This window comes from Streptomyces albireticuli (assembly GCF_021228125.1).
Taxonomy (GTDB): Bacteria; Actinomycetota; Actinomycetes; order Streptomycetales; family Streptomycetaceae; genus Streptomyces; species Streptomyces albireticuli.
The window spans coordinates 109,885-136,117 of sequence record NZ_JAJQQS010000021.1 but is presented as its reverse complement, the minus strand read 5'-3'; the positions used below and the strand labels follow the sequence as shown (position 1 = coordinate 136,117).

The 26,233-nt window shown below is 72.1% G+C and carries 22 protein-coding genes; 18 read left to right on the top strand and 4 right to left on the bottom strand.

Going from position 1 to position 26,233, the window contains the following annotated elements:
• Positions 1 to 143: 143 nt before the first annotated feature.
• Positions 144 to 329 (bottom strand): 50S ribosomal protein L28, encoded by a 186-nt coding sequence (rpmB, locus tag LUZ64_RS30890; protein ID WP_087926075.1) that lies wholly within the window; start codon positions 327 to 329, stop codon positions 144 to 146.
• 358 nt (positions 330 to 687) lie between these two features.
• On the opposite strand from rpmB, the gene LUZ64_RS30885 reads away from it, so the two are divergent.
• The 10 genes from LUZ64_RS30885 (at position 688) to mutM (ending at position 10,530) form a co-directional block, all read left to right on the top strand.
• Complete coding sequence (locus tag LUZ64_RS30885; protein WP_095581137.1) at positions 688 to 2,391, top strand: DAK2 domain-containing protein; 1,704 nt, start codon at positions 688 to 690, stop codon at positions 2,389 to 2,391.
• Positions 2,392 to 2,428: 37 nt separating this feature from the next.
• Positions 2,429 to 4,633, top strand: a complete 2,205-nt coding sequence (gene recG / locus LUZ64_RS30880; RefSeq protein ID WP_095581136.1) for an ATP-dependent DNA helicase RecG — start codon at positions 2,429 to 2,431, stop codon at positions 4,631 to 4,633.
• A 131-nt stretch (positions 4,634 to 4,764) separates the two neighbouring features.
• The gene (locus LUZ64_RS30875) at positions 4,765 to 5,283 is read left to right on the top strand and encodes a hypothetical protein (protein WP_095581135.1); all 519 of its coding nucleotides are present in this window, start codon (positions 4,765 to 4,767) and stop codon (positions 5,281 to 5,283) included.
• Positions 5,284 to 5,371: 88 nt separating this feature from the next.
• Positions 5,372 to 5,971, top strand: coding sequence for a 16S rRNA (guanine(966)-N(2))-methyltransferase RsmD (rsmD, locus tag LUZ64_RS30870; protein ID WP_095581134.1), 600 nt, complete (start codon positions 5,372 to 5,374; stop codon positions 5,969 to 5,971).
• Positions 5,968 to 6,477 carry a pantetheine-phosphate adenylyltransferase gene (gene coaD, locus LUZ64_RS30865; RefSeq protein WP_087930387.1) on the top strand — a complete coding sequence of 170 codons (510 nt, stop codon included), beginning with the start codon at positions 5,968 to 5,970 and terminating at the stop codon, positions 6,475 to 6,477. The genes rsmD and coaD overlap by 4 nt, the downstream gene beginning before the upstream one ends.
• A 100-nt stretch (positions 6,478 to 6,577) precedes the next feature.
• On the top strand, positions 6,578 to 7,708 hold the full coding sequence (locus LUZ64_RS30860) for a cell division initiation protein (RefSeq protein ID WP_095581133.1): 1,131 nt from the start codon (positions 6,578 to 6,580) through the stop codon (positions 7,706 to 7,708).
• 244 nt (positions 7,709 to 7,952) lie between these two features.
• Positions 7,953 to 8,549 carry a YceD family protein gene (locus LUZ64_RS30855; protein ID WP_211305005.1) on the top strand — a complete coding sequence of 199 codons (597 nt, stop codon included), beginning with the start codon at positions 7,953 to 7,955 and terminating at the stop codon, positions 8,547 to 8,549.
• A 2-nt stretch (positions 8,550 to 8,551) separates the two neighbouring features.
• Positions 8,552 to 8,725, top strand: a complete 174-nt coding sequence (gene rpmF / locus LUZ64_RS30850; RefSeq protein WP_030087884.1) for a 50S ribosomal protein L32 — start codon at positions 8,552 to 8,554, stop codon at positions 8,723 to 8,725.
• 19 nt (positions 8,726 to 8,744) lie between these two features.
• Positions 8,745 to 9,548: a ribonuclease III gene (gene rnc / locus LUZ64_RS30845; RefSeq protein ID WP_095581131.1), complete on the top strand. Its 804-nt coding sequence runs from the start codon at positions 8,745 to 8,747 to the stop codon at positions 9,546 to 9,548.
• Positions 9,549 to 9,642: 94 nt separating this feature from the next.
• Positions 9,643 to 10,530 (top strand): bifunctional DNA-formamidopyrimidine glycosylase/DNA-(apurinic or apyrimidinic site) lyase, encoded by an 888-nt coding sequence (gene mutM / locus LUZ64_RS30840; protein WP_095581130.1) that lies wholly within the window; start codon positions 9,643 to 9,645, stop codon positions 10,528 to 10,530.
• A gap of 11 nt (positions 10,531 to 10,541) precedes the next feature.
• On the opposite strand, the gene LUZ64_RS30835 is transcribed toward mutM, so the two are convergent.
• A complete protein-coding gene (locus LUZ64_RS30835) occupies positions 10,542 to 11,366 on the bottom strand; it encodes a CAP domain-containing protein (RefSeq protein ID WP_232389966.1) in 825 nt (274 codons plus the stop codon).
• Between the two features lie 339 nt (positions 11,367 to 11,705).
• On the opposite strand from LUZ64_RS30835, the gene LUZ64_RS30830 reads away from it, so the two are divergent.
• The 4 genes from LUZ64_RS30830 to LUZ64_RS30815 all read left to right on the top strand — a co-directional run bounded on the left by LUZ64_RS30830 (position 11,706) and on the right by LUZ64_RS30815 (position 18,095).
• On the top strand, positions 11,706 to 11,987 hold the full coding sequence (locus LUZ64_RS30830; protein WP_095581721.1) for an acylphosphatase: 282 nt from the start codon (positions 11,706 to 11,708) through the stop codon (positions 11,985 to 11,987).
• 437 nt (positions 11,988 to 12,424) lie between these two features.
• On the top strand, positions 12,425 to 12,631 hold the full coding sequence (locus LUZ64_RS30825) for a hypothetical protein (RefSeq protein WP_087926066.1): 207 nt from the start codon (positions 12,425 to 12,427) through the stop codon (positions 12,629 to 12,631).
• A 298-nt stretch (positions 12,632 to 12,929) separates the two neighbouring features.
• Positions 12,930 to 16,478 carry a chromosome segregation protein SMC gene (smc, locus tag LUZ64_RS30820; RefSeq protein ID WP_095581722.1) on the top strand — a complete coding sequence of 1,183 codons (3,549 nt, stop codon included), beginning with the start codon at positions 12,930 to 12,932 and terminating at the stop codon, positions 16,476 to 16,478.
• Between the two features lie 198 nt (positions 16,479 to 16,676).
• Entirely contained in the window at positions 16,677 to 18,095 is a 1,419-nt protein-coding gene (locus tag LUZ64_RS30815) for a sugar porter family MFS transporter (RefSeq protein WP_095581723.1), read from the top strand.
• A 439-nt stretch (positions 18,096 to 18,534) separates the two neighbouring features.
• Here LUZ64_RS30815 and LUZ64_RS30810 read toward each other — a convergent pair whose 3' ends face one another.
• Complete coding sequence (locus LUZ64_RS30810; protein ID WP_095579105.1) at positions 18,535 to 20,004, bottom strand: purine-cytosine permease family protein; 1,470 nt, start codon at positions 20,002 to 20,004, stop codon at positions 18,535 to 18,537.
• 230 nt (positions 20,005 to 20,234) lie between these two features.
• Between LUZ64_RS30810 and ftsY the strand changes: the two genes are divergently transcribed.
• Positions 20,235 to 21,470 carry a signal recognition particle-docking protein FtsY gene (ftsY, locus tag LUZ64_RS30805; protein WP_095579106.1) on the top strand — a complete coding sequence of 412 codons (1,236 nt, stop codon included), beginning with the start codon at positions 20,235 to 20,237 and terminating at the stop codon, positions 21,468 to 21,470.
• Between the two features lie 145 nt (positions 21,471 to 21,615).
• Here the strand turns inward: ftsY and LUZ64_RS30800 are convergent, their stop codons facing one another.
• Entirely contained in the window at positions 21,616 to 22,287 is a 672-nt protein-coding gene (locus tag LUZ64_RS30800; protein WP_095579107.1) for a bifunctional DNA primase/polymerase, read from the bottom strand.
• Positions 22,288 to 22,739: 452 nt separating this feature from the next.
• Between LUZ64_RS30800 and nsdA the strand changes: the two genes are divergently transcribed.
• The 3 genes from nsdA to LUZ64_RS30785 all read left to right on the top strand — a co-directional run bounded on the left by nsdA (position 22,740) and on the right by LUZ64_RS30785 (position 26,216).
• Positions 22,740 to 24,251: a transcriptional repressor NsdA gene (gene nsdA, locus LUZ64_RS30795; RefSeq protein WP_372471969.1), complete on the top strand. Its 1,512-nt coding sequence runs from the start codon at positions 22,740 to 22,742 to the stop codon at positions 24,249 to 24,251.
• Between the two features lie 295 nt (positions 24,252 to 24,546).
• Entirely contained in the window at positions 24,547 to 25,872 is a 1,326-nt protein-coding gene (locus tag LUZ64_RS30790) for an ammonium transporter (protein ID WP_232389967.1), read from the top strand.
• The gene (locus tag LUZ64_RS30785; protein WP_095579108.1) at positions 25,869 to 26,216 is read left to right on the top strand and encodes a P-II family nitrogen regulator; all 348 of its coding nucleotides are present in this window, start codon (positions 25,869 to 25,871) and stop codon (positions 26,214 to 26,216) included. Before LUZ64_RS30790 ends, LUZ64_RS30785 begins: the two co-directional genes overlap by 4 nt.
• Positions 26,217 to 26,233 lie beyond the last annotated feature (17 nt).

Sequence of the window (26,233 nt, the reverse complement as noted above, 5' to 3'; positions counted from 1 at the left end):
GCCGCCTCGGGGCCGCCCGGGCATGCGAAAAGCCGGCCCACCAAGAGGTGGACCGGCTTCCAAGGCAACCGGAGGGGGCTCCGCGCGACGCGAACGTCACCGCGGGGCCGACTCACCCCCGCTTGCGCGGGGAGAACCACTCGCTAGCGCGAGACCTTGCCGGCCTTGATGCAAGAGGTGCAGGCGTTGATCCGCTTCGGCGTGCGCCCGATCACTGCGCGCACCCGCTGGATGTTGGGGTTCCAACGACGGGGGGTACGGCGGTGCGAGTGCGAAATAGCGTTGCCGAAGCCCGGCCCCTTGCCGCAGACGTCGCAGTTGGCAGCCACGGGTTACTCCAAAGACGGGTCACCCCCGCTCACGCGGGGACAACAGGCACGTACGGTGAATCCCTGCGTGCCGAGATCTCTGAAGCAGTGACCGGCAAAGTCAGGGGGGTATGGCCCGATTTTCATCGGGCAACCGGAGCAGCATACAACGACCGCTCCCGTACAACGAAACTACCATGGCTGTTCTTGTCGTGGTCCCGCCGCGGACCCGTCGCGGCCCGCCCCCGAGCCGCCCCCGACCGGTCACGGACCCGCCGCGGACCGGTCACGGTCGGCCACCCCGGGCTCCCGCCGCCCGCCCGGGGCTACGCTGCGGATCACCGAGGACCACCGCCCCGAAGCCCCCAGGAGGACACAGGTGCCGGACTCTCCCCCAGACTCCGTCCGGGGGTGCCCCCAGGCCGCGGAGGTGGTGCGCACCTGGTGCGCCCTCGCCCTCGACGCGCTCGGCCGGGCCCGCGAGGAGATCGACGCGATCAACGTCTACCCCGTCGCGGACGGTGACACCGGCACCAACCTCTACCTGACCGTCGAGTCCGCGGCCCGGGCGGTCGAGGCGGTCTTCGACGGCCACGCCACCGCGGGCCCCGCCTCCCACCCCACCCTCCCCGACGCCGTCCGGGCGATGGCCCACGGCGCCCTCATAGGCGCGCGCGGCAACTCCGGCACCATCCTCGCGCAGCTCCTCCGCGGCATGGCCGAGGTCCTCACCGCCCCCACAGCCCCCTCCGACCACGCCGAACTGCTCCGCCAAGGGCTCCGCCGGGCCGTGGCCTCCGCCTACGAAGGGGTCGCCCGCCCCGTCGAGGGCACCGTCCTGACCGTCGCCACGGCCGCCTCCGAGGCCGCCTCGCGTACCCCCGGCGACGTCGCGACGGTGGCCCGCGCCGCCGACGAGGCGGCCCGCACGGCACTCGCCGTCACCCCCGGCCAGCTCGACGTCCTGGGCCGCGCCGGGGTCGTCGACGCCGGCGGCCTCGGCCTCGTGGAGGTGCTCGGCGCGCTGGCGCGGGCGCTCTCGGGGGCACCGGCGCCGAAGGGCGCACCCGACGGCCGCGCCCCCCGCGCGTGGCAGGCGATGACCGGGACCGTCCCGGAACCCGGGGCGGCGGAAGCCTGCCGTCCGGAGCCCGCGGGCGGCACCGGCACCACCCCCGCCTTCGAGGTGATCTACCTCCTGGAGGCCGACGACGCCGCCGTGGCCCGGCTGCGGACCCGGCTCGACGCGCTCGGCGACTCCCTCGTGGTCGTCGGCGGTGACGGCCTCTGGAACGTCCACGTCCATGTGGACGACGCCGGAGCGGCCGTCGAGGCCGGCGTCGACGCCGGCCGCCCCCACCGGATCCGCATCACCCACTTCGGCTCCGGCGGCGCCACCGCCCCCCGCACCCGGGAGCCCGCGCAGCGGGCCGTCGTGGCCGTCGTGCCCGGGGAGGGCCTGGCCGGACTGTGCGCGGAGGCCGGAGCCACCGTCGTCGCGACCCGCCCGGGGGAGCCGCCCGCCAGCGGGGAGCTCCTGGAGGCCATCCGGCGCGCGCACGCGCGCGAGGTCGTCCTGCTGCCCAACGACCCCGAGCTCCGGCACACCGCGGCCGCCGCCGCCGAGCAGGCGCGGGCCGAGGGCGTACGCGTCGCCCTCATCCCCACCCGCGCCGCCGTCCAGGGCATCGCCGCGCTCGCCGTCCACGAGCCGGGCCGCCGCTTCGACGAGGACGTCGTCGCCATGACCTCCGCCGCCGGTGCCACCCGCTACGCCGAGCTGGCCGTCGCCGAACGGCAGTCCTGGACCATGGCCGGCGTCTGCCAGGCCGGGGACGTGCTCGGCCTCATCGACGGCGACGTCGCCGTCATCGGCGCCGAGCTGGCCGCCACCGCCGAGACCGTCCTCGACCGGATGCTCGCCGCCGGCGGCGAGCTGGTCACCCTCGTCCTCGGCGCGGGCGTCCCCGGCGCCGTCGCCGACCGCCTGGAGCGGTACGTACGCGACGGCCACCTCGCCGTGGACACCGTCGTCTACCGCGGCGGGCAGCAGTCCGCGCCGCTGCTCATCGGCATCGAATGACGGCGGGTGCCCCGCTCTGTCACACCCATGGTGTGCAATGGACGGCGTGCCCGCGCTGCAAGAACCCCTGAAGAAGATCCTCGGCGGCAACACCGCGAAGGTGATGGCCGAGCACCTCGACCTGCACACCGTCGGCGACCTGCTGCACCACTACCCGCGCCGCTACGCCGAGCGCGGTGAGCTGACCCGCCTCGCCGACCTGCCGCTCGACGAGCACGTCACGGTCGTCGCGCAGGTCGCCAAGGCCGCCATGAAGACGTTCAACCACGGCAAGGGCGTCCGCCTCGAAGTGGTCGTCACCGACGGCAGCGGCTCGCTGACCCTGGTCTTCTTCGGCCGGGGCGCCTACGCGCGGGAGAAGGAGCTGCTGCCCGGCCGCCGCGGCATGTTCGCGGGCAAGGTCTCCGTCTTCAACCGGACCCGGCAGCTCCTCCACCCCGACTACGAACTGCTCGACAAGGACGGCGGCACCTCCGCCGGGGCCGTGGAGTCCTTCGCCGGCCGGCTGCTGCCCATCTACCCCGCCTGCAAGCAGTTCCAGTCCTGGAAGCTCACCAAGGCCGTGGACACCCTGCTCGACCTCTTCGAGGCCGAGCACTGGGAGAACATCGTCGACCCGCTGCCCGCCGCGCTGCGCGACGGCCGGGGCCTGGCCGAGCTCGCCGACGCCTTCCGCAAGGTCCACCGGCCGGGCTCGAAGGCCGACATCGAGGACGCCCGGGCCCGGCTGAAGTGGGACGAGGCGTTCGTCCTCCAGGTCGCCCTCGCCCGCCGCCGGCACGCCGACGGCCAGCTCCCGGCCGTCGCCCGCAAGCCCGCCGCGGACGGCCTCCTCACCGCCTTCGACGCCAAGCTGCCCTTCACCCTCACCGACGGCCAGCGCAAGGTCTCCGCCGAGATCTTCGACGACCTGGCCACCGAGCACCCCATGCACCGCCTCCTCCAGGGCGAGGTCGGCTCGGGCAAGACCATGGTCGCCCTGCGCGCCATGCTCGGCGTCGTGGACGCCGGCGGCCAGGCCGCGATGCTCGCCCCCACCGAGGTGCTCGCCCAGCAGCACCACCGGTCGATCACCGAGATGATGGGCGAGCTCGCCGAGGGCGGCATGCTCGGCGGGGCCGAGCGCGGCACCAAGGTGGTGCTGCTCACCGGCTCCATGGGCGCCGCCGCGCGCCGGGCCGCGCTCCTGGACCTGATCACGGGCGAGGCGGGCATCGTCATCGGCACCCACGCCCTGATCGAGGACAAGGTGCGCTTCCACGACCTCGGCCTGGTCGTGGTGGACGAGCAGCACCGGTTCGGCGTCGAGCAGCGCGACGCCCTCCGCTCGAAGGGCAAGCAGCCCCCGCACCTGCTGGTGATGACCGCGACCCCCATCCCGCGGACCGTCGCCATGACCGTCTTCGGCGACCTGGAGACCTCCGTCCTCGACCAGCTCCCGGCCGGCCGCTCGCCCATCGCCACCCATGTCGTGCCGGCCAAGGACAAGCCGCACTTCCTGGCCCGCGCCTGGGAGCGGGTGCGCGAGGAGGTCGCCGGCGGCCACCAGGCGTACGTGGTCTGCCCGCGCATCGGCGACGAGGAGGACACGCCGAAGAAGAAGTCCGCCGAGGACGACGCGGAGAAGCGCCCGCCCCTCGCCGTCCTCGACATCGCCGCGCAGCTCACCAAGGGGCCGCTCGCCGGACTGCGCGTCGAGGTGCTGCACGGCCGGATGCAGCCCGACGCCAAGGACGACGTCATGCGCCGCTTCGCCGCCGGGCAGGCCGACGTCCTGGTCGCCACCACCGTCATCGAGGTGGGCGTCAACGTCCCCAACGCCACCGCCATGGTGATCATGGACGCCGACCGGTTCGGCGTCTCCCAGCTGCACCAGCTGCGCGGCCGCGTCGGCCGGGGCTCCGCCCCCGGCCTGTGCCTGCTGGTCAGCGAGATGCCGGAGGCGTCCCCGGCACGCGCCCGGCTCACCGCGGTCGCCGGCACCCTGGACGGCTTCGAGCTCTCCCGCATCGACCTGGAGCAGCGCCGCGAGGGCGATGTGCTCGGCCAGGCGCAGTCCGGCGTCCGGTCCTCCCTGCGGATGCTCACCGTCATCGACGACGAGGAGGTCATCGCGGCCGCCCGCGAGGAGGCCACCGCCGTGGTCGCCGCCGACCCCGAGCTCACCGGCCTGCCCGACCTGCGCACCGCCCTGGACGCCCTGCTCGACAAGGACCGCGAGCAGTACCTGGAGAAGGGCTGAAAGAGGTTCCCCGAAGGGCCCTTCCGGGGCCCTTCGGACCCGGTCGATTGTCAGACCCCCCTGGGAGAATGGACACAGTCCGAGCCAATCCATAAACGGATGGGCGGACTTGGACCATTGGGGGCTCATTCATGTCGTTCCGTCACATCAATGAACTGCCGCTCGGCGACAAGATCTTCCGGATCGAGCTCGCCAGCGACGACGACACCACCGTCACCCTGACCCTCACCGGCTGGCAGGAGGACGCGCCGGAGACCCCGCTCGCCTCCGGCACGCTCACCCTGCCCCTCACCGACGTCCCGCCGCTGCGCATCGCGCTCAACCGCGCCCTGCGCGCCCTCGCCCTCGTCGCCGACGTCGCCGAGCCGATCCCCGACCGCGACGTCCTGCGCGAGCTGTTCCCCGGCCACGGCGCCCCGTGGATCCCGCAGCACGAGGAGGACCTCACCCAGCGCTTCCACGCGGGTGAGAGCATCGCCCGGACGGCCGCCCGCTTCGGCCGTACGCCCGACTCCGTGCGCACCAAGCTCCGGGAGCTCGGCCACGACCCGCGCCGCCCGGAGTACTGCCCGCCCGACGGCTGCATGTCCTGGTCGCGGTACGCCTCGCCGGCCCTGGTGGGAGCGGCCAGGGACACCGCGCAGGGCTGACCCCGCGCCGACGGCCTAGGCTGATGGGGTGGCGGCCGCCCGTACCGGGCCGCCGCCCCGTCACCCAGCACAAAGGACACCAGGACCGATGACCCGCGTGATCGCCGGCACCGCCGGCGGACGCCGCCTCGCCGTGCCGCCCGGCACGGGCACCCGCCCGACCTCCGACCGGGCGCGCGAGGGCCTGTTCTCCACCTGGGAGTCGCTGTACGGCCCCCTGGAAGGCGCGCGCGTCCTGGACCTCTACGGCGGGTCCGGCGCGGTCGGCCTGGAGGCGCTCTCGCGCGGCGCCGCGCACGCCCTGCTGGTGGAGGCCGACGCCCGCGCCGTCCGCACCATCCGGGACAACATCCGCGCGGTCGGCCTGCCGGGTGCCGAGGTCCGGGCCGGCAAGGCCGAGCAGGTCGTCGCCGGTCCCGCGCCCACCCACCCGTACGACGTGGTGTTCCTCGACCCGCCCTACGTGGTCGAGGACGCCGCGCTGTGCGAGATTCTCCTCACACTCCGCACCCAGGGCTGGCTTGCCGACGAGGCGCTGGTCACCGTGGAGCGCAGCACCAGGGGCGGGGAATTCCCCTGGCCGGACGGGTTCGCGGCACTGAGGGCCCGTCGCTACGGCGAGGGGACGCTTTGGTACGGTCGCGCCGCCTCGACGTGCACCGCAGAGACATCGCCATGCGCGTCATGAATGGACCGGAGAGCGAGGAACCACTGTTGCGCCGCGCCGTCTGTCCGGGGTCTTTCGACCCCGTCACCAATGGACACCTCGACATCATCGCCCGCGCTTCCCGACTGTACGACGTCGTACACGTCGCGGTGATGATCAACAAGTCGAAGCAGGGTTTGTTCACCGTCGACGAGCGGATAGACCTGCTCCGCCAGGTCACCGCGGAGTACGGCAACGTGCAGGTGGAGTCCTTCCACGGCCTGCTCGTCGACTTCTGCAAGCAGCGTGACATCCCCGCGATCGTCAAGGGGCTGCGGGCCGTCAGCGACTTCGACTACGAACTCCAGATGGCCCAGATGAACAACGGCCTCTCGGGCGTCGAGACCCTGTTCGTCCCCACCAACCCCACCTACAGCTTCCTCTCCTCCAGCCTGGTCAAGGAGGTCGCGGCCTGGGGCGGCGACGTCTCCCACCTGGTGCCGCCGCTGGTGCTGGAGGCGCTCACCGAACGGCTCGGCGACCGCTGACGCGCTGACAGCGCGTCAACAGGTGTCGGGCGGGGGCCGACTGGCCGTACAGTCGTCCCCGTTCGTTCCCATCGGCCAAGAGAGAGCGGCGAGCGTCAAGGTGGACGTGCGGAAGAAGCTCGACGAGATCGTGGCGACCGTCTCCGGAGCCCGGTCCATGCCCATGTCGGCCTCCTGTGTGGTCAACCGCTCCGAGCTGCTCGCCCTGCTGGCCGAGGTCCGGTCCGCGCTGCCCGACGCCCTGGCCCGGGCCGACGAGATCGTCGGCGGCCGGGAGCGGATGGTCGCCGACGCCCGCGAGGAAGCCGAGCGGATCATCGAGTCCGCCCGCGCCCACCGGGGCTCGCTCATCTCCGACACCGAGGTCGCCCGGCAGTCCCAGGACGAGGCCGACCGCATCCTCGCGGCGGCCCGCCGCGAGGCCGAGGAGATCCGCGCCGAGGCCGACGACTACGTCGACAGCAAGCTCGCCAACTTCGAGGTCGTCCTCACCAAGACCCTCGGCTCCATCGACCGGGGCCGGGAGAAGCTCCTGGGCCGCCCGGGCGCCGCCGACCCCGACGGCACGCTCGACGACGTCCCGGAGCCCAGCACCGACCCGCGCGTCCAGAAGGAGCGCGTCGACGCCTACGCCGACGCCCGGCTCGGCGCCGTCGCGGCCGTTCTCGCCGGCACCCTCGAAGCCGTCGGCAAGGGCCGCCAGAAGCTGCTCGGCGCCCGTCCGGCCGACGAGCTGGGGGCCCACATGGCCGCCCAGGAGCGGCTCCCCGCGGGTCACCGCACCAGCGACGCCGACTTCCTCGCCGAGCTGGCCGCGCCCACCGGTCACGCCGGGCCCGCCGCCCCGGCGGGCCCGGCCGAGCCGGAGGTCGTCTCCGTGACGTCGCTGCCCGCCCAGCCCGACTGGACCGGCCAGGGCGGCTATGCCGACCCCTACGCCCCGGCGGCCCACCAGCCGGACCCGTACGCCTACCCGTCGTACGCCCCGCAGGCCGACCCGTACGCCCCGCAGGGCGGCTACACCCAGCACGACCCCTACGCCTGGCCCGCGCAGGCCGCCACGGACGGCTACGCGGCGCAGGGCGGCTATGTGCCGGAGCCCCGGCACCAGGAGCAGCAGGCGGCCCACCAGCCCCCTCAGACGCACAGGCCCCAGCTCGACGAGACCAGCCTCTTCGATACGAGCATGATCGACCTCGATCAGCTGCGCCGGTACGAACAGGGGCTCTGACGGGCCCGCCGTAGGCCGGCCGGCCCTCGGAGCGGCCCGCGGTCCGGCGCTGAGCAGCCGGTACCCGGCCCCCGCCCGGCCGCCGATTGGGTCTACGGCGGCCGGTCCAGTATCCTGGCTCATCGGTCGCGTGTGCATTCGCGATCAGGGCTGCCCGCGACGCCTCCGAGCGTCGGGTGCGGCCGACACCGCAGCGTAGAAAGAGGAAACCCTGAACGCCCGCCTTGATCACCGTTCCCCTCTCGTGTTCGACACGCGTGAGCTGGGCCGGCGTCCCGGCGCGCTGAAGAGGGTCGCCCGCTCCGTCCCGGCCCCCGCCGATCTCGGTATCGAGGTCATCGGGGTCGCCGAGGGCGCGACGGTGGAGCTCGACCTCCGTCTGGAGTCGGTCATGGAAGGGGTGCTTGTCACAGGCACCGCCCGTGCACCGCTGACAGGGGAGTGCGTAAGGTGTCTGGAGCCGCTGGAGCGAGAGCTCGACGCGGACTTCCAGGAGATGTACTCCTACCCCGACGCCGACGCCCGGAGCCGCCTCGCGGCCACGGACGACGACGCCGAGGAAGACGAGGAGGACACGCTCTTCCTCGAGGACGACATGATCGACCTCGAACCCGTGCTGCGGGATGCGGTGGTGCTCTCACTGCCGCTGCAGCCGGTGTGCCAGGAAGACTGCCCTGGCCTGTGCTCCGAGTGCGGAGCACGGCTGGCGGACGACCCGGACCACCACCATGAGTCCGTCGACATCCGTTGGGCGGCACTGCAGGGCCTCGCCGGTTCACCCCAGGACGGCGAGAAGGACAACGCACCCCGTTCCAACGGGGATGACTCACAGGAGAAGTAGCCGTGGCTGTTCCGAAGCGGAAGATGTCGCGCAGCAACACGCGCCACCGCCGGTCGCAGTGGAAGGCTGCGGTCCCCACCCTGGTGGCATGCGCTAGCTGCCACGAGCCGAAGCTCCAGCACATCGCGTGCCCGAGCTGCGGCACCTACAACAAGCGCCAGGTCCTCGAGGTCTGATCGGCGGGTGACAGGCTTCATGTCAGACGCCACCAGGTCGTCCCGCACTCGCGGGAACGAACCGGAACCGAAGGCGCCGACGGACACGGCCTCGTCTCACACGCTTCTGGAAGGGCGGCTCGGGTACAGACTCGAGACCGCCCTTCTGGTGCGTGCGCTGACTCACCGTTCCTACGCGTACGAGAACGGCGGGCTGCCCACCAATGAGCGACTGGAGTTCCTCGGGGACTCCGTGCTCGGTCTGGTGGTCACGGACACGCTCTACCGCATCCACCCCGACCTCCCCGAGGGCCAGCTCGCCAAGCTGCGCGCCGCGGTGGTCAACTCCCGTGCGCTGGCCGAAGTAGGCCGCGGACTGGAGCTGGGCTCCTTCATCCGGCTCGGCCGCGGTGAAGAGGGCACGGGAGGCCGCGACAAGGCGTCCATCCTCGCGGACACCCTGGAAGCGGTGATCGGGGCGGTCTATCTGGACCAGGGCCTCGAAGCCGCCGGGGAGCTCGTGCACCGGCTCTTCGATCCGCTGATCGAGAAGTCCTCGAACCTCGGCGCCGGCCTGGACTGGAAGACCAGCCTCCAGGAACTGACCGCCACCGAGGGGTTGGGCGTCCCGGAGTACCTCGTCTCCGAGACCGGTCCCGACCACGAGAAGACCTTCACGGCTGCTGCCCGCGTCGGTGGTGTCGCGTACGGCACCGGCACCGGCCGCAGCAAGAAGGAAGCGGAGCAGCAGGCGGCGGAAGCCGCCTGGCGCGCCATCCACGAGGCGGCGGAGGCCCGTGCGGCCGAGGCCAAGGCAGCGGCCGAGGCCGACGCCACTTCGTGACGTTCGCGTCGTCCGATCGCCGGGTGTGCCCTCGTGGCCACCCGGCGATCGCGATGACGGCGCCGTACCCGTAGGCCCCTTCCGGAGGAGCACCGTGCCCGAACTGCCCGAGGTCGAGGTCGTCCGGCGCGGCCTGGAGCGATGGATCTGCGGGCGTACGGTCGCGGAGGTGCGGGTCCTGCATCCGCGCGCGATCCGCCGGCACCTCGCCGGCCCCGACGACTTCGCCGCCCAGCTGACCGGCCGCCGCCTCGGCGTGGCCCACCGGCGAGGCAAGTACCTCTGGCTGCCCCTGGAGACCGACCCCGCGGAGGGCCGGGCTCCGGACCGGTCCGTCCTCGCGCACCTGGGCATGAGCGGTCAGCTCCTCGTCCAGCCGCACGACGCCCCGGCCGAGAAGCACCTGCGCGTCCGCGTCCGCTTCGCCGATTCCACCCCCACGGAGCTGCGCTTCGTGGACCAGCGCACCTTCGGCGGCCTGTCGCTGCACGACACCGTGCCCGGCGACCCCGACGGCCTCCCCGACGTGATCGCGCACATCGCGCGCGACCCCCTGGACCCCGGCTTCGACGAGGCCGCCTTCCACGCCGCGCTGCGCCGGCGCCGCACGACCGTCAAGCGTGCCCTGCTCGACCAGTCGCTGATCAGCGGCGTCGGCAACATCTACGCCGACGAGGCGCTGTGGCGCTCCCGGCTGCACTACGACCGCCCGACGGCCACGCTGACCCGCCCGCGCAGCGCCGAGCTCCTCACGCACATCCGCGAGGTCATGAACGAGGCCCTGGCGGTCGGCGGCACCAGCTTCGACAGTCTCTACGTCAATGTGAACGGCGAGTCGGGCTACTTCGACCGCTCGCTGGACGCGTACGGGCGCGAGGACGAGCCGTGCCGCCGCTGCGGCACGGCCATGCGCCGGCGGCCCTGGATGAACCGGTCCAGCTATTTCTGCCCGCGCTGCCAGCGCCCGCCGCGCCCGGTCTGACGGGCGCCGGCTCAATAGCCGAAGTCCTGGGTCCACCAAGGGCCGTTCGCACCGGTGAGGTTCACCCCGATCCCGAGGGTGCGGTACGTGCGGTTGAGGATGTTGGCGCGGTGGCCGGTGCTGCGCATCCACGCCTCCATCACGGCGCGGGGGTCCGGGTGGCCGCGGGCGATGTTCTCGCCGCCGAGATTGCCGATGCCGCGCTTGGCGGCGCGGTCCCAGGGCGTCCGGCCGTCCGGGTCGGTGTGGGAGAAGAAGCCGCGCCGGGCCATGTCGTCGCTGAAGGACTGGGCGAGCACGGTGAGCCGGTGGCTGGCGACCAGGGGATTGAGGCCCGCCCTGGCCCGTTCCTCGTTGACCAGGGCCAGGATCTGGGCCACCGGGCCCGCCCGGAGGGTGTCGGCGGCGGGCTCCGGGTGGCGGGCGCCCGTGGAGCCGTACGCGACGGCCGGGGTGGCCGCGGCGACGGGGCTCGGAGGGCCGTGGGCCTCGTCCGGGGGAGCCGGGGTGGAGGGGTCGGCGGCCGGCCGCGCGGGCGCCCCGGAGTCGGCCGGGGCGGGGGCGGGGGTGTCGAACCGGGCGACGGGAGCGGTGTGGCCGTGCGGGCGGTCCACGCCCTGGCCCACCGGGAGCCGGCCGCGCCCGGGGGCGGGGACGACGGGTGGTTCGGCCCCGGTCTCCAGCGCGGGCGGTTCGTCGGTCCGCACCTGCCCGCCGCCGGGGCCGCCCGGGCCGCTGCCGAGCTGGAGGGCGTCACCGCCGGAGAAGAAGCCGGAGGCGACGGCGACCACGCCCATCGCCATCGCGGCGGAGGCGCCCAGCAGCCCCGTCCGCACGGGTGCCTTGGCCCGGGGGCGCGAGGAGGCCGGTGACGCCTGTGACGCGGGGGGTGCGGCGGGCCTGGCGGATGCCGTGGGGAGCGGGGTCGTCGGGGGAGGGGGGCCGGAACCGGCCGTCCTGCGGGGCGGGGGAGCCGGGGCCGCGGGGGGAGTCGCCGGTGTGCGGCGGGGGGTCTGTGGGGCAGAGCGTCGATGGCGACCCATCCGCTGCCTTCCTTACGTGCTCGGCGTTGTCGTGCGTCACTCGTACGGGCTAGACCTGTTGAGCGGCGACTGTACGGCAATAGGGACGGGGTCAAAGTGCTGCGCACGCAATTGGCCGGTTAGCGTGCAGACATGAACGAAGATGTCCGTCTGACGGCCTGGGTCCGCGGCCATGTGCAGGGTGTCGGCTTCCGCTGGTTCACCCGCGAGAACGCTTTGGGTATCGGAGGGCTCGCCGGCTTCGCCTCGAATCTCGCCGACGGACGGGTGCAGGTCGTCGCGGAGGGGGATCGCCCGAGCTGCGAACAATTGCTCGATTGGCTGCGTGAGGGTGACACGCCCGGCCGCGTGGACGGTGTCACCGAGCTCTGGGGTACGCCGCGAGGGGGTTATGACGGTTTCGAGATTCGTTGACCCCTACCGATCAAAAAAACGAATCTTCTCCCGGGAAGGCGGGAGAAGGTCGGAGACGGGGTTCGTGAAGAAGGGGTGGCATGGGTCGCGATGACCTTATTGATATGCCAATGGCATATTCACAGGACAGAAATTCCCTGATGGTTGCCAACTCGGCCCGGGCGTGGAAGGCTGCCACTCAACGGATGATCTCCACAGCCCCTCCGGGCCCCAGGTGGGACGGTCGCCGCGCATTCCGCGCCGCGCACCCTTGGGACGCCTGCGGATACGGGGTGTGATCGTGTTGACCGTCAAAACTTTTGGTGAGACTCTGGAAGCCCCGCGCACCTTAGCTGTTTGGCATTGAAGACTGTGTAGCGATGGCAGACACCGCGGGTGCGAATCCCTCACGACCCACACCGCTTCGGTCGGTCACTCAGTGTGGAGGACCATCCATCATGGCAAAGGCGCTTCTCGGTTACGTCGGCGGCTCCGACCCCCGAGTCCTCTCCGAGATGCGACGGCTTCAGCAGCGTGTCCAGGACCTGGAATCCGAGCTCATCCGGATGCAGGCCGAGAACGACGCGCTGTCTGCCGCCGCTCACCACGGCGACTCGTTGCTCGACAGCATCGACGTATCCCACGCGGAGCCTGCGCTCGCCTGACCGCCAGCCCTGCCCCGGGGGCCTGGTCGGGCTGCACTGTCAGCCGCTTGAGAGTTGCAAGGGACGCTTCGGCGTCCCTTCGTCGTATCCCGCCGGGCCGTGCCTGTCCGACCGTATGACCGTCAGCCGATTCCGGTCGATTTTGTCGTTTTTTCCTTTGCCCCCCTCACGACACTGATGTGCCCGGGACGTTCCGGCGTGAAACCAAAAAGGGAAACGGGCGCAGGCCGGCGACCCGGCGGCAAGGGGACGTGGCGACGCCGTGGCGTTGGCCGCCCGGCCGGTAGAGTTCTTCCGCGTGCACCTCAAGAGCTTGACCCTGCGTGGGTTCAAATCCTTCGCTTCCGCGACGACCCTGCGCTTCGAACCGGGCATCACCTGTGTCGTCGGCCCCAACGGGTCGGGCAAGTCCAATGTCGTCGACGCCCTTTCCTGGGTCATGGGCGAGCAGGGCGCGAAGTCGCTGCGCGGCGGCAAGATGGAGGACGTCATCTTCGCCGGGACGACCGGCCGCCCTCCGCTGGGCCGCGCCGAGGTCTCCCTCACGATCGACAACTCCGACGGCGCGCTCCCCATCGACTACGCCGAGGTCACCATCACGCGGACGATGTTCCGCAACGGCGGCAGCGAGTACCGGCTCAACGGTGACACCTGCCGGCTGCTCGACATCCAGGAGCTGCTCTCCGACTCCGGCATCGGCCGCGAGATGCACGTCATCGTCGGCCAGGGGCAGCTCGACTCCGTCCTGCACGCCGACCCGACCGGCCGCCGGGCCTTCATCGAGGAGGCCGCGGGCGTACTCAAGCACCGCAAACGCAAAGAGAAGGCGCTGCGGAAGCTCGACGCCATGCGCGCCAACCTCGCGCGCGTGCAGGACCTGTCCGACGAACTCCGGCGTCAGCTCAAGCCGCTGGGACGGCAGGCCGCGGTCGCGCGCCGGGCCGCGGTCATCCAGGCGGATCTGCGCGACGCCCGGCTGCGGCTGCTCGCCGACGACCTCGTGACCCTGCGGGAAGCGCTGCGCGCGGAGCTCGCGGACGAGGCCGCGCTCAAGGCCCGCAAGGAGGCCGCCGAGGCCGGTCTCCGCGAGGCGGCGCTGCGGGAGGCCGAGCTGGAGGAGCAGGTCCGGACCCTCGCCCCGCGCCTGGCCCGGGCCCAGCAGACCTGGTACGAGCTGTCCCGGCTCGCGGAACGGGTGCGCGGCACGATCGGCCTCGCCGATCAGCGGGTCACGAGCGCCACCTCGGCACCCGGTGAGGAGCGGCGCGGCCGCGACCCGGAGGACCTGGAGCGCGAGGCGGCCCGCGTCCGTGAGCAGGAAGCCGAGCTGGAGGCGGCCCTGGAGGCGGCGGGCCGCGCGCTGGAGGACACGGCGGAACACCGCGCCGAGCTGGAGCGCCGCCTGGCGGCGGAGGAACGGCGGCTCAGGGACGCCGCGCGGGCCGTGGCCGCCCACCGCGAGGGCCTGGCCCGGCTCCAGGGAAAGGTGACGGCGGCCCACGGCCGGGCGGCCTCCGCGCAGGCCGAGATCGACCGGCTGGCCACCGCCCGTGACGAGGCCCTGGAGCGGGCCACCGCCGCCCAGGAGGAGTACGAGCGCCACCGCGCCGAGGTCGAAGGGCTCGACGCCGGCGACGCGGAGCTCACCGGCCTGTACGAGGAGGCCCGCCGGGAGCTGGCCGCCGCCGAGGCCGCGCTGACCGAGGCCCGAGAGGCGGCGACGACCGCCGAGCGCCGCCGCGCGGCGACCGCGGCCCGCCGCGACGCCCTTGCGCTCGGCTTGCGCCGTAAGGACGGCACGGGCGCGCTGCTGGCGGCGCAGGAACGATTGGGCGGACTGCTCGGACCGGCGGCGGAACTGCTCTCCGTCACCCCCGGCCACGAGCTGCCGGTCGCCGCCGCGCTGGGAGCGGCGGCCGACGCCCTGGCCGTCACGGACACGGCGACGGCGGCCGGGGCGCTACGGCTGCTCCGTAAGGACGACGCGGGACGGGCGGCACTCCTGATCGCCACCCCGGGGAACGTTCCCGGGCCGCGGCCCGCCGGTCTGCCGGCGGGCGCCGTGCCCGCCGCCGACCTCGTCCACGGACCCGCCGGCCCGCTGGCCGCGGTCGCGCGGCTGCTGCGCGACGTCGTGGTCGTCGCGACGCTGGAGGACGCCGAGGAGCTGGTCGCGGCGCGTCCGGAGCTCACCGCCGTCACCGCCGAGGGCGACCTGCTCGGCTCCCACTTCGCACAGGGCGGCTCCGGCGGCGCCCCGAGCCTCCTGGAGGTCCACTCGGCGGTGGACGAGGCCACGGCCGAACTCGCCGTACTGGACGCCCGCTGCGCGGAGCTGGCGGCCGCTCAGCACTCCGCCGGCGAACGACGGACGGCATGCGCCGCGCGCGTGGAGGAGCTGGCGGCCCGGCGCGGCGTCGCGGACCGTGAGAAGTCCCAGGTCGCCCAGGCGCTGGGGCGGCTCGCGGGCCGGGCCCGCGCGGCGGCCGACGAGGCGGGCAGGACGGCCGCGGCCGTGACCCGGGCCGAGGAGGCGCTCGTCCGGGCCACCGAGGAGGCCGGTGAACTCGCCGCACAGCTGGCGGTGACGGAGGAGGCGGCCCCCGAGGACACCGACGAGCCCGACACCGCCGTCCGCGACCGGCTCGCCGCCGACGGGGCCAACGCCCGCCAGACCGAGATGGAGGCGCGCCTCCAGGTCCGTACGCACGAGGAGCGGGTCAAGGCGCTCGCCGGCCGGGCGGACGGACTCGACCGGGCGGCGCGCGCCGAGCGGGAGGCCCGGGCGCGCGCCGAGCAGCGGCGCGCCCGGCTGCGGCACGAGGAGCGGGTCGCCTCGGCCGTGGCGGCCGGTGCCCGTCAGCTGCTGGCGCACGTCGAGGTGTCCCTCGTCCGTGCCGAGCAGGAGCGCACCCACGCCGAGGCGGTCAAGGCCGAACGGGAACGCGAGCTGGTCGCCGAGCGGAACCGCGGCCGGGAGCTCAAGAGCGAGCTCGACAAACTCACGGACTCGGTGCACAAGGGCGAGGTCCTGGGCGCCGAGAAGCGCCTGCGCATCGAGCAGCTGGAGGCCAGGGCCCTGGAGGAGCTGGGCGTGGAGCCGACGGCGCTGGTCGCCGAGTACGGGCCGGACCGGCCCGTACCGCGGGCTCCGGCCGACGGCGAGGAACCGTCGGACGACCCGGGGACCGTGCCGTACGTGCGGGCCGAGCAGGAGAAGCGGCTGCGGGCGGCCGAGCGCGCGTACCAGCAGCTGGGCAAGGTGAACCCGCTGGCCCTGGAGGAGTTCGCGGCGCTGGAGGAGCGTCACCGGTTCCTCTCCGAACAGCTGGAGGACCTGAAGAAGACCCGCAGCGACCTGCTCCAGGTCGTCAAGGACGTCGACAAGCGCGTCGAAGAGGTCTTCACGGAGGCGTACCGGGACACGGCCCGTGAGTTCGAGGGCGTGTTCTCCCGGCTGTTCCCCGGGGGCGAGGGAAGGCTCGTCCTGACCGATCCCGGCGACATGCTCGCAACCGGTGTGGACGTCGAGGCGCGCCCGCCGGGGAAGAAGGTCAAGCGGCTGTCGCTGCTGTCGGGCGGCGAGCGCTCGCTGACGGCGGTGGCGCTGCTGGTGGCGATCTTCAAGGCCCGTCCGAGCCCGTTCTACGTGATGGACGAGGTCGAGGCGGCGCTGGACGACACCAACCTCCAGCGGCTGATCAGGATCATGGAAGAACTCCAGGAGAGCTCCCAGCTGATCGTGATCACCCACCAGAAACGGACCATGGAGGTCGCGGACGCCCTCTACGGCGTCTCCATGCAGGGGGATGGGGTTTCGAAGGTCATCAGCCAGCGCCTGCGGTGATCGTCTTCAAGTGTTGAACGCAACACTGGGGAAGCGCTGAGGAAACTTCTTGGTTACGACCTATTGACTTAGAAAAATGAAGGCATAAGGTCTGCACCGTTGCTAATACCTTCAAGTGGTGGGCCCCAAGGAGTTATGCCCCACTTGAAGGGCCAGCCCCCCACGCCCGGCAATGCCGCCGGGCCTCAGGAGTTCACGTTGACCAGCACTGCGACGGCGCAGGGGTCCGAGGGCCGCAAGGCCCAGCCGGACCACCTCGGCCATGTCATCTTCATCACCGCGGCAGCGGCCATGGGTGGCTTCCTCTTCGGCTACGACAGTTCCGTGATCAACGGCGCTGTCGAGGGCATCCGCGGGAAGTACGACATCGGCTCCGCCGCCCTGGCCCAGGTCATCGCCATCGCCCTGATCGGCTGCGCGATCGGTGCCGCCACCGCCGGCCGCCTCGCGGACCGCATCGGCCGGATCCGCGTCATGCAGATCTCCGCGACGCTCTTCACGATCAGCGCGGTCGGCTCGGCACTGCCCTTCGCCCTCTGGGACCTGGCCTTCTGGCGCGTCCTCGGCGGCATCGCCATCGGTATGGCCTCCGTCATCGGCCCGGCCTACATCGCCGAGGTCTCCCCGCCCGCGTACCGCGGTCGCCTCGGCTCCTTCCAGCAGGCCGCCATCGTGGTGGGCATCGCCGTCTCCCAGCTCGTCAACTGGGGCATCCTCAACCTCGCCGACGGTGACCAGCGCGGTCACGTGATGGGCATCGAGGCCTGGCAGCTGATGCTCGGCGTCATGGTCGTCCCGGCCGTCCTCTACGGCCTGCTCTCCTTCGCGATCCCCGAGTCGCCGCGCTTCCTGATCTCCGTCGGCAAGATCGACCGCGCGAAGGCCGTCCTGGCCGACGTCGAGGGCCACACCGTCGACCTCGACAAGCGCGTCACCGAGATCGAGCTCGCCATGCACAGCGAGCAGAAGTCCACCTTCAAGGACCTCCTCGGCGGCAAGGCGGGCCTGCTGCCCATCGTCTGGGTCGGCATCGGCCTCTCGGTCTTCCAGCAGCTCGTCGGCATCAACGTGGCCTTCTACTACTCGGCCACCCTCTGGCAGTCCGTCGGCATCGACCCGAGCGACTCGTTCCTCTACTCGTTCACCACGTCGATCATCAACATCGTCGGCACCGTGATCGCGATGATCTTCGTCGACCGCATCGGCCGCAAGCCGCTCGCGCTCGTCGGCTCCGCCGGTATGGCGGTCTCCCTGGCCCTGGAGGCGTGGGCCTTCTCCGCCAAGGCCGCCGACGGCTCCCTGCCGACCACCGAGGGCACGGTGGCCCTGATCGCGGCCCACGCGTTCGTGCTCTTCTTCGCCCTCTCGTGGGGCGTCGTGGTCTGGGTCTTCCTCGGCGAGATGTTCCCGAACCGCATCCGCGCAGCGGCGCTCGGTGTGGCGGCCTCCGCGCAGTGGGTCGCCAACTGGGCCATCACCGCGAGCTTCCCGAGCCTGGCGGACTGGAACCTGTCCGGTACGTACGTGATCTACACGGTCTTCGCCGTGCTCTCGATCCCCTTCGTGATGAAGTTCGTGAAGGAGACCAAGGGCAAGGCGTTGGAGGAGATGGGCTAACCCCCCCGCTGCCCTCTCCTCAAAGGACGCTGCCCCGGCTCACCGACGAGCCGGGGCAGCGCCCTTTTGTGTGTACGTACGCCTCCCGGTGACGATGGAGGGCAGGCTCCGCCCCGGGGCCCTGGACGGGGCAGCCGGGAACGCAGGGGGCGGGACGCGCAGGGGTGCCGCAGGACGTAAAGCGAAGCAGTCCCGCGACACCCCGGAGCGCCCCGCCCCCGGCCCCAGCCCCCACAGGTTCCGCCGGAGGCGGCGCGGCGCGGCGCGGCGGTGTGCCCGCGACCGCGCCCCCCGGGAGACGGCCGCCGCGGAGCGGCCCGTACAGACGGTCCCGCACAAACAGAGTCCCGCAACAAACAGAAACGTCCCCTCCGCCGTGACAACGGCGAAGGGGACGCTCGGTGAACCAGGTGCGGGCGCGCGCCGCAGGCGCTACGCGCTACGCCGCGACCTTCTCCGGAGAAGAAGCGGCCTCAGCCGCCTCCGAGGAGGAGCCGCCCTCCTTCGGCGTGGGCAGCACCGCCATCAGGATCGCCGAGATCGCGATCGTCGCGGCCCAGCTCAGGCCGTACTTGCCGACGAACGTGGAGGCCAGCGGACCGGTGAACCAGTCGCACTTCGTGAAGCAGATACCGGCGGCCAGCGCGACGGTCCAGGCCGTCATCGCCTGCCAGCAGAAACCGCCGACGTACCAGTAGCGGCTGGTGCGGCCGGTGTCCATCAGGCCCTCCGCGTCGTAGCGCACGGCGCGCGTCCGGCGGCGGGCCATGTCGACGGCGTAGACGCCGATCCAGGCGGAGAAGGAGACCGCGAGCAGGATCAGGAAGGTGATGAAGGAGCTGAGGAAGCTCTTCGCGACCAGCATCAGCAGCAGGCCGCCGACCAGCGAGATCAGGGCGTTGATGCTGACGGCCATCGCGCGCGGCAGCTTCACGCCCATGGTCTGGGCGGTGAAGCCGGCGGAGTACATCGAGAGGCTGTTGATCAGCAGCATGCCGACGATCGCGGTGATCAGGTACGGCACGGCCAGCCAGGTCGGCAGGATGTCGCCGAGGAAGGAGACCGGGTCCGGCGCGTCGGCGAGGCCCGGGGTGGCCACGGCCATGACCGCGCCCATCAGGACCATCGGGACCATCACGAGACCGGCGCCGGAGATCGTCACACCGGCGATCTTCTTGCCGGACGCGGCGTGCGGGAGGTAGCGCGTGAAGTCGGGGCCGGTGGGCACCCAGCTGATGCCACCGGCGGCGATGGTGCCGATACCGGCGATCATCATCGCCGTGGTGCCGGCGGGCTTGGAGAAGACGTCGTCCCAGTGGATGTTGGCGATCAGGTAGCCGAGCACCAGCACGCTGAAGATGCCGAAGAGGTACGTCGACCACGTGTTGCACACGTTCAGGGCCTTACGGCCCATGCCGCTCACCAGGAAGGTGCAGGCGACGAACACGAACAGCGTGATGACGATGAGGATGTTGTTGCTCTTGATGCCGAAGAGCAGGTCCAGAACGGTCAGCACCGCGTACGCGCCGGTGACCGCGTTGATCGTCTCCCATCCGAAGCGGGCGACCCAGAGGATCGCGCCCGGGAAGAGGTTGCCGCGGACACCGAAGGTCGCGCGGGAGAGCATCGCGCCGGGGGCACCGCCCCACTTGCCGGAGACCGACAGCACGCCGACCATGCCGAACGACGCGAGCGCGGCGCACGCGGCGACGATGAGGACCTGCCAGAAGTTCAGCTGGTTGAAGACCACCAGGGCGGCGCCCATGGTGAGCAGCAGCACACTGATGTTGGCGGCGACCCAGGTCGGGAAGAGCTCGCGGACCCTGCCGTGGCGCTCGTGATCCGGTACGGGCTCGATGCCGCGGGTTTCTATTGCGCCTTCGGAATCGGCGGGGACGACGTTGTCCATGTGGGGGGCTCCGTGCGGGTGAAGCGGGGGCGGGTCAAGCGCTGAGGCCTGGGCAGAAAGAGACGCTGCGGACTCTACGCGCGTCACACAGGGTCACGCCATCGTACTTTGCTCCAACTTTGGCCGGTTAGTGCCTTTGGTCCTTGTCGTTAAATACGAACTGGGTAGCAAGTCACATGTCAGCGGCGCGGCCGTGCGCCCGCGGCGTGGTGTCCGATACTGGGTGCGTTATGGAAATCGTCATCCTTGCTGTAGTCATCGCTGTGGTCGCGCTCGGCGCGATCAGCGGGCTCGTGGTCAGCAGCCGTAAGAAGAAGCAGCTGCCCCCGGCCCCGCCGAGCAGCCCGTCCGTCACCGCGCCGCCCGCCGAGCCACACGTCGGCGAGGAGGCCGAGACCCCGACCGCGGAGCCCCGCAGGCCCATCGAAGAGGTGGACCTGCCCGTCGCAGAGGCCCCCGCGGCCGAGGCGCCCGTCGTCGAGCCGGCGGCCCCCGAGGCCCCGGCCGCCCCTGAGATCGAGGTCCCGGAGCCCACCGCCGGCCGGCTCGTCCGGCTGCGCACCCGGCTCTCCCGCTCCCAGAACTCCCTGGGCAAGGGTCTGCTGACCCTGCTCTCCCGCGAGCACCTCGACGAGGACACCTGGGAGGAGATCGAGGACACCCTCCTCACCGCCGACGTCGGCGTCGCCCCCACCCAGGAGCTGGTCGAGCGGCTGCGCGAGCGGGTCCGGGTGCTCGGCACCCGCACGCCCGACGAGCTGCGCACCCTGCTCCGCGAGGAACTGCTCACCCTCATCGGCACGGACTCCGACCGCGGCGTCCACACCGAGCCCGGTGTGGGCGTGAACGGCGAGGAGAAGCCGGGCGTCGTCCTGGTCGTCGGCGTCAACGGCGTCGGCAAGACCACGACCACGGGCAAGCTCGCCCGGGTGCTCGTCGCGGACGGGAAGTCCGTCGTCCTCGGCGCGGCCGACACCTTCCGCGCCGCCGCCGCCGACCAGCTCCAGACCTGGGGCGAGCGCGTCGGCGCCCGTACGGTCCGCGGGCCCGAGGGCGGCGACCCCGCGTCGATCGCCTTCGACGCCGTCAAGGAGGGCATCGCCGAGAACGCCGATGTCGTCCTCATCGACACCGCCGGCCGCCTGCACACCAAGACCGGCCTCATGGACGAGCTCGGCAAGGTCAAGCGCGTCGTGGAGAAGCACGGCTCGGTCGACGAGGTGCTGCTCGTCCTCGACGCCACGACCGGGCAGAACGGCCTGGTCCAGGCGCGCGTCTTCGCCGAGGTCGTGGACATCACCGGCATCGTGCTCACCAAGCTCGACGGCACCGCCAAGGGCGGCATCGTCGTCGCCGTCCAGCGCGAGCTGGGCGTGCCGGTGAAGCTCGTGGGCCTCGGTGAGGGCGCGGACGACCTCGCGCCGTTCGAGCCCGAGGCGTTCGTCGACGCCCTGATCGGGGAGTGACGCCGACCGGGCAGTGACCCGGAGCCGCCGGATCATCCGGAGGGACACACCCTCCCGGACCATGTCGGGGCCCCGCCGCAGGTGCAGCTGCGGCGGGGCCCCGACGTCTGTGCGGGCGGCGCTCCGCCCTCGGCTCCCGGGAAGCTCAACCGCGGGACGGCGTGCGGTGGCAGACGTACGCCAGGGTGCCCAGCAGCAGCCGGGCCTGCGGGGGGCGGCCCGCCGTGTCCAGGGTCGGCGGGCGCAGCCAGCGCATGGGGCCCAGACCCGCGTGGTCGGAGGGCGGGGCCGTGATGTGGTCGCCGGGGCCCAGGCAGCGCAGATCGAGCCGGGCGTCGTCCCAGCCCATGCGGTAGAGGAGCTGGGGGAGTTCGGCGGCGGCGCCGGGCGCCACGAAGAACAGCGCCCGGCCGTGCGGCGTCAGCGCCACCGGGCCCAGCGGCAGACCCATCCGCTCCAGCCGGGCCAGCGCGTGCCGGGCGACCGGCTCGGCGACCTCCAGGACGTCGAACGAGCGGCCCACGGGCAGCAGCACGGCGGCGCCCGGCACCTCGGCCCACGCGGCCGCCGCGGCGTCGAGCGTGGCGCCCGCGGGGACCGGCGGCGCGAAGGACAACGGGTGCGCGCCGGGGGAGGGGCAGTCGGCGGCGCCGCACGAACACATCACGCCCCCGCCGCGGGTGGCGCGGGCGCCCGGGACCACGTCCCATCCCCACAGGCCGGTGTACTCCGCCACCGTGGTCGCGTACTCCGACGCGCGTCCGCGGCGCCGAGAGCTCGAGCGCAGGTCCCGGATGCCGCCGATTGTGAAGCCCATGCCCCCTCCAACGGGTCGTGCTCGCCGATGGTTACGACTCGGAGTGTCTCGAACACGGACGGTTGCCGAATCCCTTTCCGTGGCGGCGTGACGGTGCGCGACCGGTGGTGCGGAACAGGCCGCGCGCCATGACGTGCTCCGGTCCGCCCCCGCCCTGATCGCCATGTGTCAAGTCAATCGCGTAGAGGTGCGGTTGAGTTCATTCCTTGGGGTGGCGAATGGTGGCGTTTACTGGACTGCACTCGCGGGAGCGGTGATCGTAGGATTACTTTCGGTGCACGGAGCCAAGGAGATGCACCCACGGACGGGTACGCCGGAGGGCGTGGCCCGTTCCACCGCTCGGTCGTTACTACCCCTGACCGGGGTGTTGCATCGCCGGACGCGCCGCCACGACGGACGGCGGGCTGTCCGCGGTTCACGCACAGAGCAGAGTTCGGGATGGGGGCTTCCAGGTGGGCGGCAACGGCAGCGGCACCGAAGGTGCCGAGAGGGCCGACAAGGCCGACAGGTCGGATCGGCCCGAGAAGCGTCCCAACGAGCAGTTGGGCTCCTGGTTCCTGCGCAGCGGCTGGTCGAAGGGCGAGCTGGCGCGTCAGGTCAACCGCAGAGCACGACAGCTCGGTGCCCACCACATCAGCACGGACACCTCACGCGTCCGCCGCTGGCTCGACGGCGAGCAGCCGCGCGAGCCGATCCCCAAGATCCTCTCCGAGCTGTTCTCCGAGCGCTTCGGCTGCGTCGTCGGCATCGAGGACATCGGCCTGCGCACCGCCCATCAGTCGCCCTCCGTCTCGGGGGTCGACCTGCCCTGGGCGGGCCCCCAGACCGTCGAGCTCATCAGCGAGTTCTCCCGCAGCGACCTGATGCTGGCCCGCCGGGGCTTCCTCGGCGCCTCGCTCGCCCTCTCCGCGGGCCCCGCGCTGATCGAGCCCATGCAGCGCTGGCTGGCCCCCGGCCTCTCCGGCCGCGACCTCCGCGACGGGCAGTCCGCCACGCGCGCGTCCCGCCTTTCCGCGCCCGAGCTGGATCTCCTCGAGTCCACGACCATGATGTTCCGGCAGTGGGACGCCCAGTGCGGCGGCGGCCTGCGCCGCAAGGCCGTCGTCGGCCAGCTCCACGAGGTCACCGACCTGCTCCAGGAGCCCCAGCCGGAGGCCACCTCCAAGCGGCTCTTCCGGGCCGCCGCCGAGCTGGCCGAGCTGGCCGGCTGGATGAGTTACGACATCGGCCTCCACCCCACCGCGCAGAAGTACTTCGTCCTGGCCCTGCACGCCGCCAAGGAGGCGGGAGACCGCCCCCTCGGTTCGTACATCCTCTCCAGCATGAGCCGCCAGATGATCCACCTCGGCCGGCCGGACGACGCCCTGGAGCTGATCCACCTCGGGCAGTACGGCTCCCGCGAGACGGCCACCTCCCGCACCCAGGCGATGCTCTACGCCGTCGAGGCCCGCGCCTACGCCAACATGGGCCAGCCCGCCAAGTGCAAGCGCGCGGTGAACATGGCGGAGGACTGCTTCTCCGACTGCGCGGCGGGTGACGGCGACCCCGACTGGATCCGCTTCTTCTCCGAGGCCGAGCTCAACGCCGAGAACGCCCACTCCTACCGCGACCTCGCCTATGTGGCCGGCCGCAGCCCGACCTACGCCTCCCTCGCGCGCCCCAAGATGGAGCGGGCCGTCGAGCTCTTCGAGCACGACACCGAGCACCACCGGTCGTATGCGCTCAACCTCATCGGCATGGCCACCGTGCACCTGATGGAGCGCGAGCCCGAGCAGTCCACGGTCCTCGCCGGGAAGGCCCTGAAGATCGCCAAGCAGGTCCGCTCGGAGCGGGTCAACAACCGCCTCCGCAAGACCGTGGACAACGCCGTCCGGGACTTCGGCGAAGTCGCCGAGGTCATCGCACTCACCGAACAGCTGGGCGTCCACCTGCCGGAATCGGCGGAGGCCGTGCACGCGGTCTGAGCTTCCTCCGGCCCCTGATCCCGGCCGCGGCGACTTCCCGTACAGCCCGACTCGGCTCCCCCACGCCAGGTCACACAGGGCGGTCGTCGCGGTCGGTCGTCCGATGACACGGGGGCGACGGCGAGCGGAACCCCGCACCCCCGCGGTTCATCCGGGCGTAACACGCGCGGAGCCATCGTCACTGACGCGAAACAACCGGCCGCATCGACTGAAATCCCGCTGCGCGAACCTCATGGCGAAAACCGGCCCGCTGAGATCCTGCCCGTACGGGCCGCCGCTGTGAGGGGACGCGACCGTGAATGGCGCAGATACCGCTTTCGTATTGATCAGTGCCGCGCTCGTCATGCTGATGACACCGGGACTGGCCTTCTTCTACGGCGGCATGGTGCGGGTCAAGAGCGCCCTCAACATGCTGATGATGTCCTTCGTCTCGCTCGGCATCGTCACCGTGCTGTGGGTCCTCTACGGCTACTCCCTCGCCTTCGGCGACGACATCGGCGCCGGCCTGCTGGGCGGCTTCGACCACGTCGGCCTCAAGGGCATCAGCCCGGAGACCCTGACCGGCGGCAAGGAAGGCATCCCGGTCTTCGCCTTCGCCCTCTTCCAGCTGATGTTCGCGGTCATCACCCCCGCGCTGATGAGCGGGGCGCTGGCGGACCGGGTGAAGTTCAGCGCCTGGGCGGTCTTCATCACCCTCTGGGTGAGCATCGTCTACTTCCCCGTCGCCCACTGGGTCTGGCAGGCCGACGGCTGGCTCTTCAAGCTCAAGGTGATCGACTTCGCCGGAGGCACGGCCGTCCACATCAACGCCGGAGTCGGCGCCCTCGCCGCGGTCCTCGTCGTCGGCAAGCGCATCGGCTTCAAGAAGGACCCGATGCGCCCGCACAGCCTGCCGCTGGTGATGCTCGGCGCGGGCCTGCTGTGGTTCGGCTGGTTCGGCTTCAACGCCGGCTCGGCGCTCGCCGCCAACGGCACCGCCGCCAACATGGCGCTGAACACCCAGGTGGCGACCGGCGCCGCGATGCTCGGCTGGCTCGCCTACGAGCGCGTCCGGCACGGCGCGTTCACCACGCTCGGCGCCGCCTCCGGAGCCGTCGCGGGCCTCGTCGCCATCACCCCGGCGGGCGCGGCCGTGAACGCCTTCGGGGCCGTCCTCATCGGCCTCGTGGCCGGATCCGTCTGCGCCTGGGCCGTCGGGATCAAGTTCAAGCTCGGCTTCGACGACTCCCTCGACGTGGTCGGCGTGCACCTCGTCGGCGGCGTCATCGGCACCCTGCTCGTCGGCCTCCTGGCCACCGGCGGCGTCGGCGGCCTCACCCAGCTCGGCCGGCAGGCCGCCGGGGCGTTCGCGGTGATGGCCTACTCCTTCGTCGCCTCCTGGCTCCTGGCCAAGCTCGTCGACAAGACGATCGGCCTCCGGGCCGACGAGGACGACGAGCTCGGCGGCATCGACCAGGCGTTCCACGCCGAGACCGCCTACGACTTCAGCGCGGTCGGCGGCGTCTCCGCCACCCGCGGCGGCGGACACCCCGCGGGTCCCGGCCGCACCGACCGGGACGGGGACCGGGACGATCAGGGCGGGACGCAGGACAAGAAGGCGAACAAGAAGGTGGACGCATGAAGCTCATCACCGCGGTCGTCAAGCCGCACATGGTCGACGAGATCAAGGCCGCACTGCGGACCTACGGCGTCCGGGGCATGACCGTCAGCGAGGCCAGCGGTTCGGGCCGCCAGCGCGGCCACACCGAGGTCTACCGCGGCGCCGAGTACACCGTCGACCTCGTACCGAAGATCCGCATAGAGGTCCTCGCCGAGGACGGCGACGCCGACAGCGTCGTCGACATCATCGTCCGCGCCGCCCGCTCGGGGGACCAGGGAAAGATCGGTGACGGCAAGGTCTGGGTGGTCCCGGTCGAGACCGTCGTCCGCGTCCGGACCGGCGAGCGCGGACCCGACGCGCTGTGAACCCAGGAGGGAGCCTG

What these genes read in the sequence shown, in the direction of transcription:
- recG (WP_095581136.1), top strand. Translation starts at nt 2,429, where the DNA reads ATGGACGGCGTGCCCGCGCTGCAAGAACCCCTGAAGAAGATCCTCGGC.
- LUZ64_RS30875 (WP_095581135.1), top strand. Translation starts at nt 4,765, where the DNA reads ATGTCGTTCCGTCACATCAATGAACTGCCGCTCGGCGACAAGATCTTC.
- rsmD (WP_095581134.1), top strand. Translation starts at nt 5,372, where the DNA reads ATGACCCGCGTGATCGCCGGCACCGCCGGCGGACGCCGCCTCGCCGTG.
- coaD (WP_087930387.1), top strand. Translation starts at nt 5,968, where the DNA reads ATGAATGGACCGGAGAGCGAGGAACCACTGTTGCGCCGCGCCGTCTGT.
- rnc (WP_095581131.1), top strand. Translation starts at nt 8,745, where the DNA reads ATGTCAGACGCCACCAGGTCGTCCCGCACTCGCGGGAACGAACCGGAA.
- LUZ64_RS30830 (WP_095581721.1), top strand. Translation starts at nt 11,706, where the DNA reads ATGAACGAAGATGTCCGTCTGACGGCCTGGGTCCGCGGCCATGTGCAG.
- LUZ64_RS30825 (WP_087926066.1), top strand. Translation starts at nt 12,425, where the DNA reads ATGGCAAAGGCGCTTCTCGGTTACGTCGGCGGCTCCGACCCCCGAGTC.
- LUZ64_RS30810 (WP_095579105.1), bottom strand. Translation starts at nt 20,004, where the DNA reads ATGGACAACGTCGTCCCCGCCGATTCCGAAGGCGCAATAGAAACCCGC.
- ftsY (WP_095579106.1), top strand. Translation starts at nt 20,235, where the DNA reads ATGGAAATCGTCATCCTTGCTGTAGTCATCGCTGTGGTCGCGCTCGGC.
- LUZ64_RS30800 (WP_095579107.1), bottom strand. Translation starts at nt 22,287, where the DNA reads ATGGGCTTCACAATCGGCGGCATCCGGGACCTGCGCTCGAGCTCTCGG.
- LUZ64_RS30785 (WP_095579108.1), top strand. Translation starts at nt 25,869, where the DNA reads ATGAAGCTCATCACCGCGGTCGTCAAGCCGCACATGGTCGACGAGATC.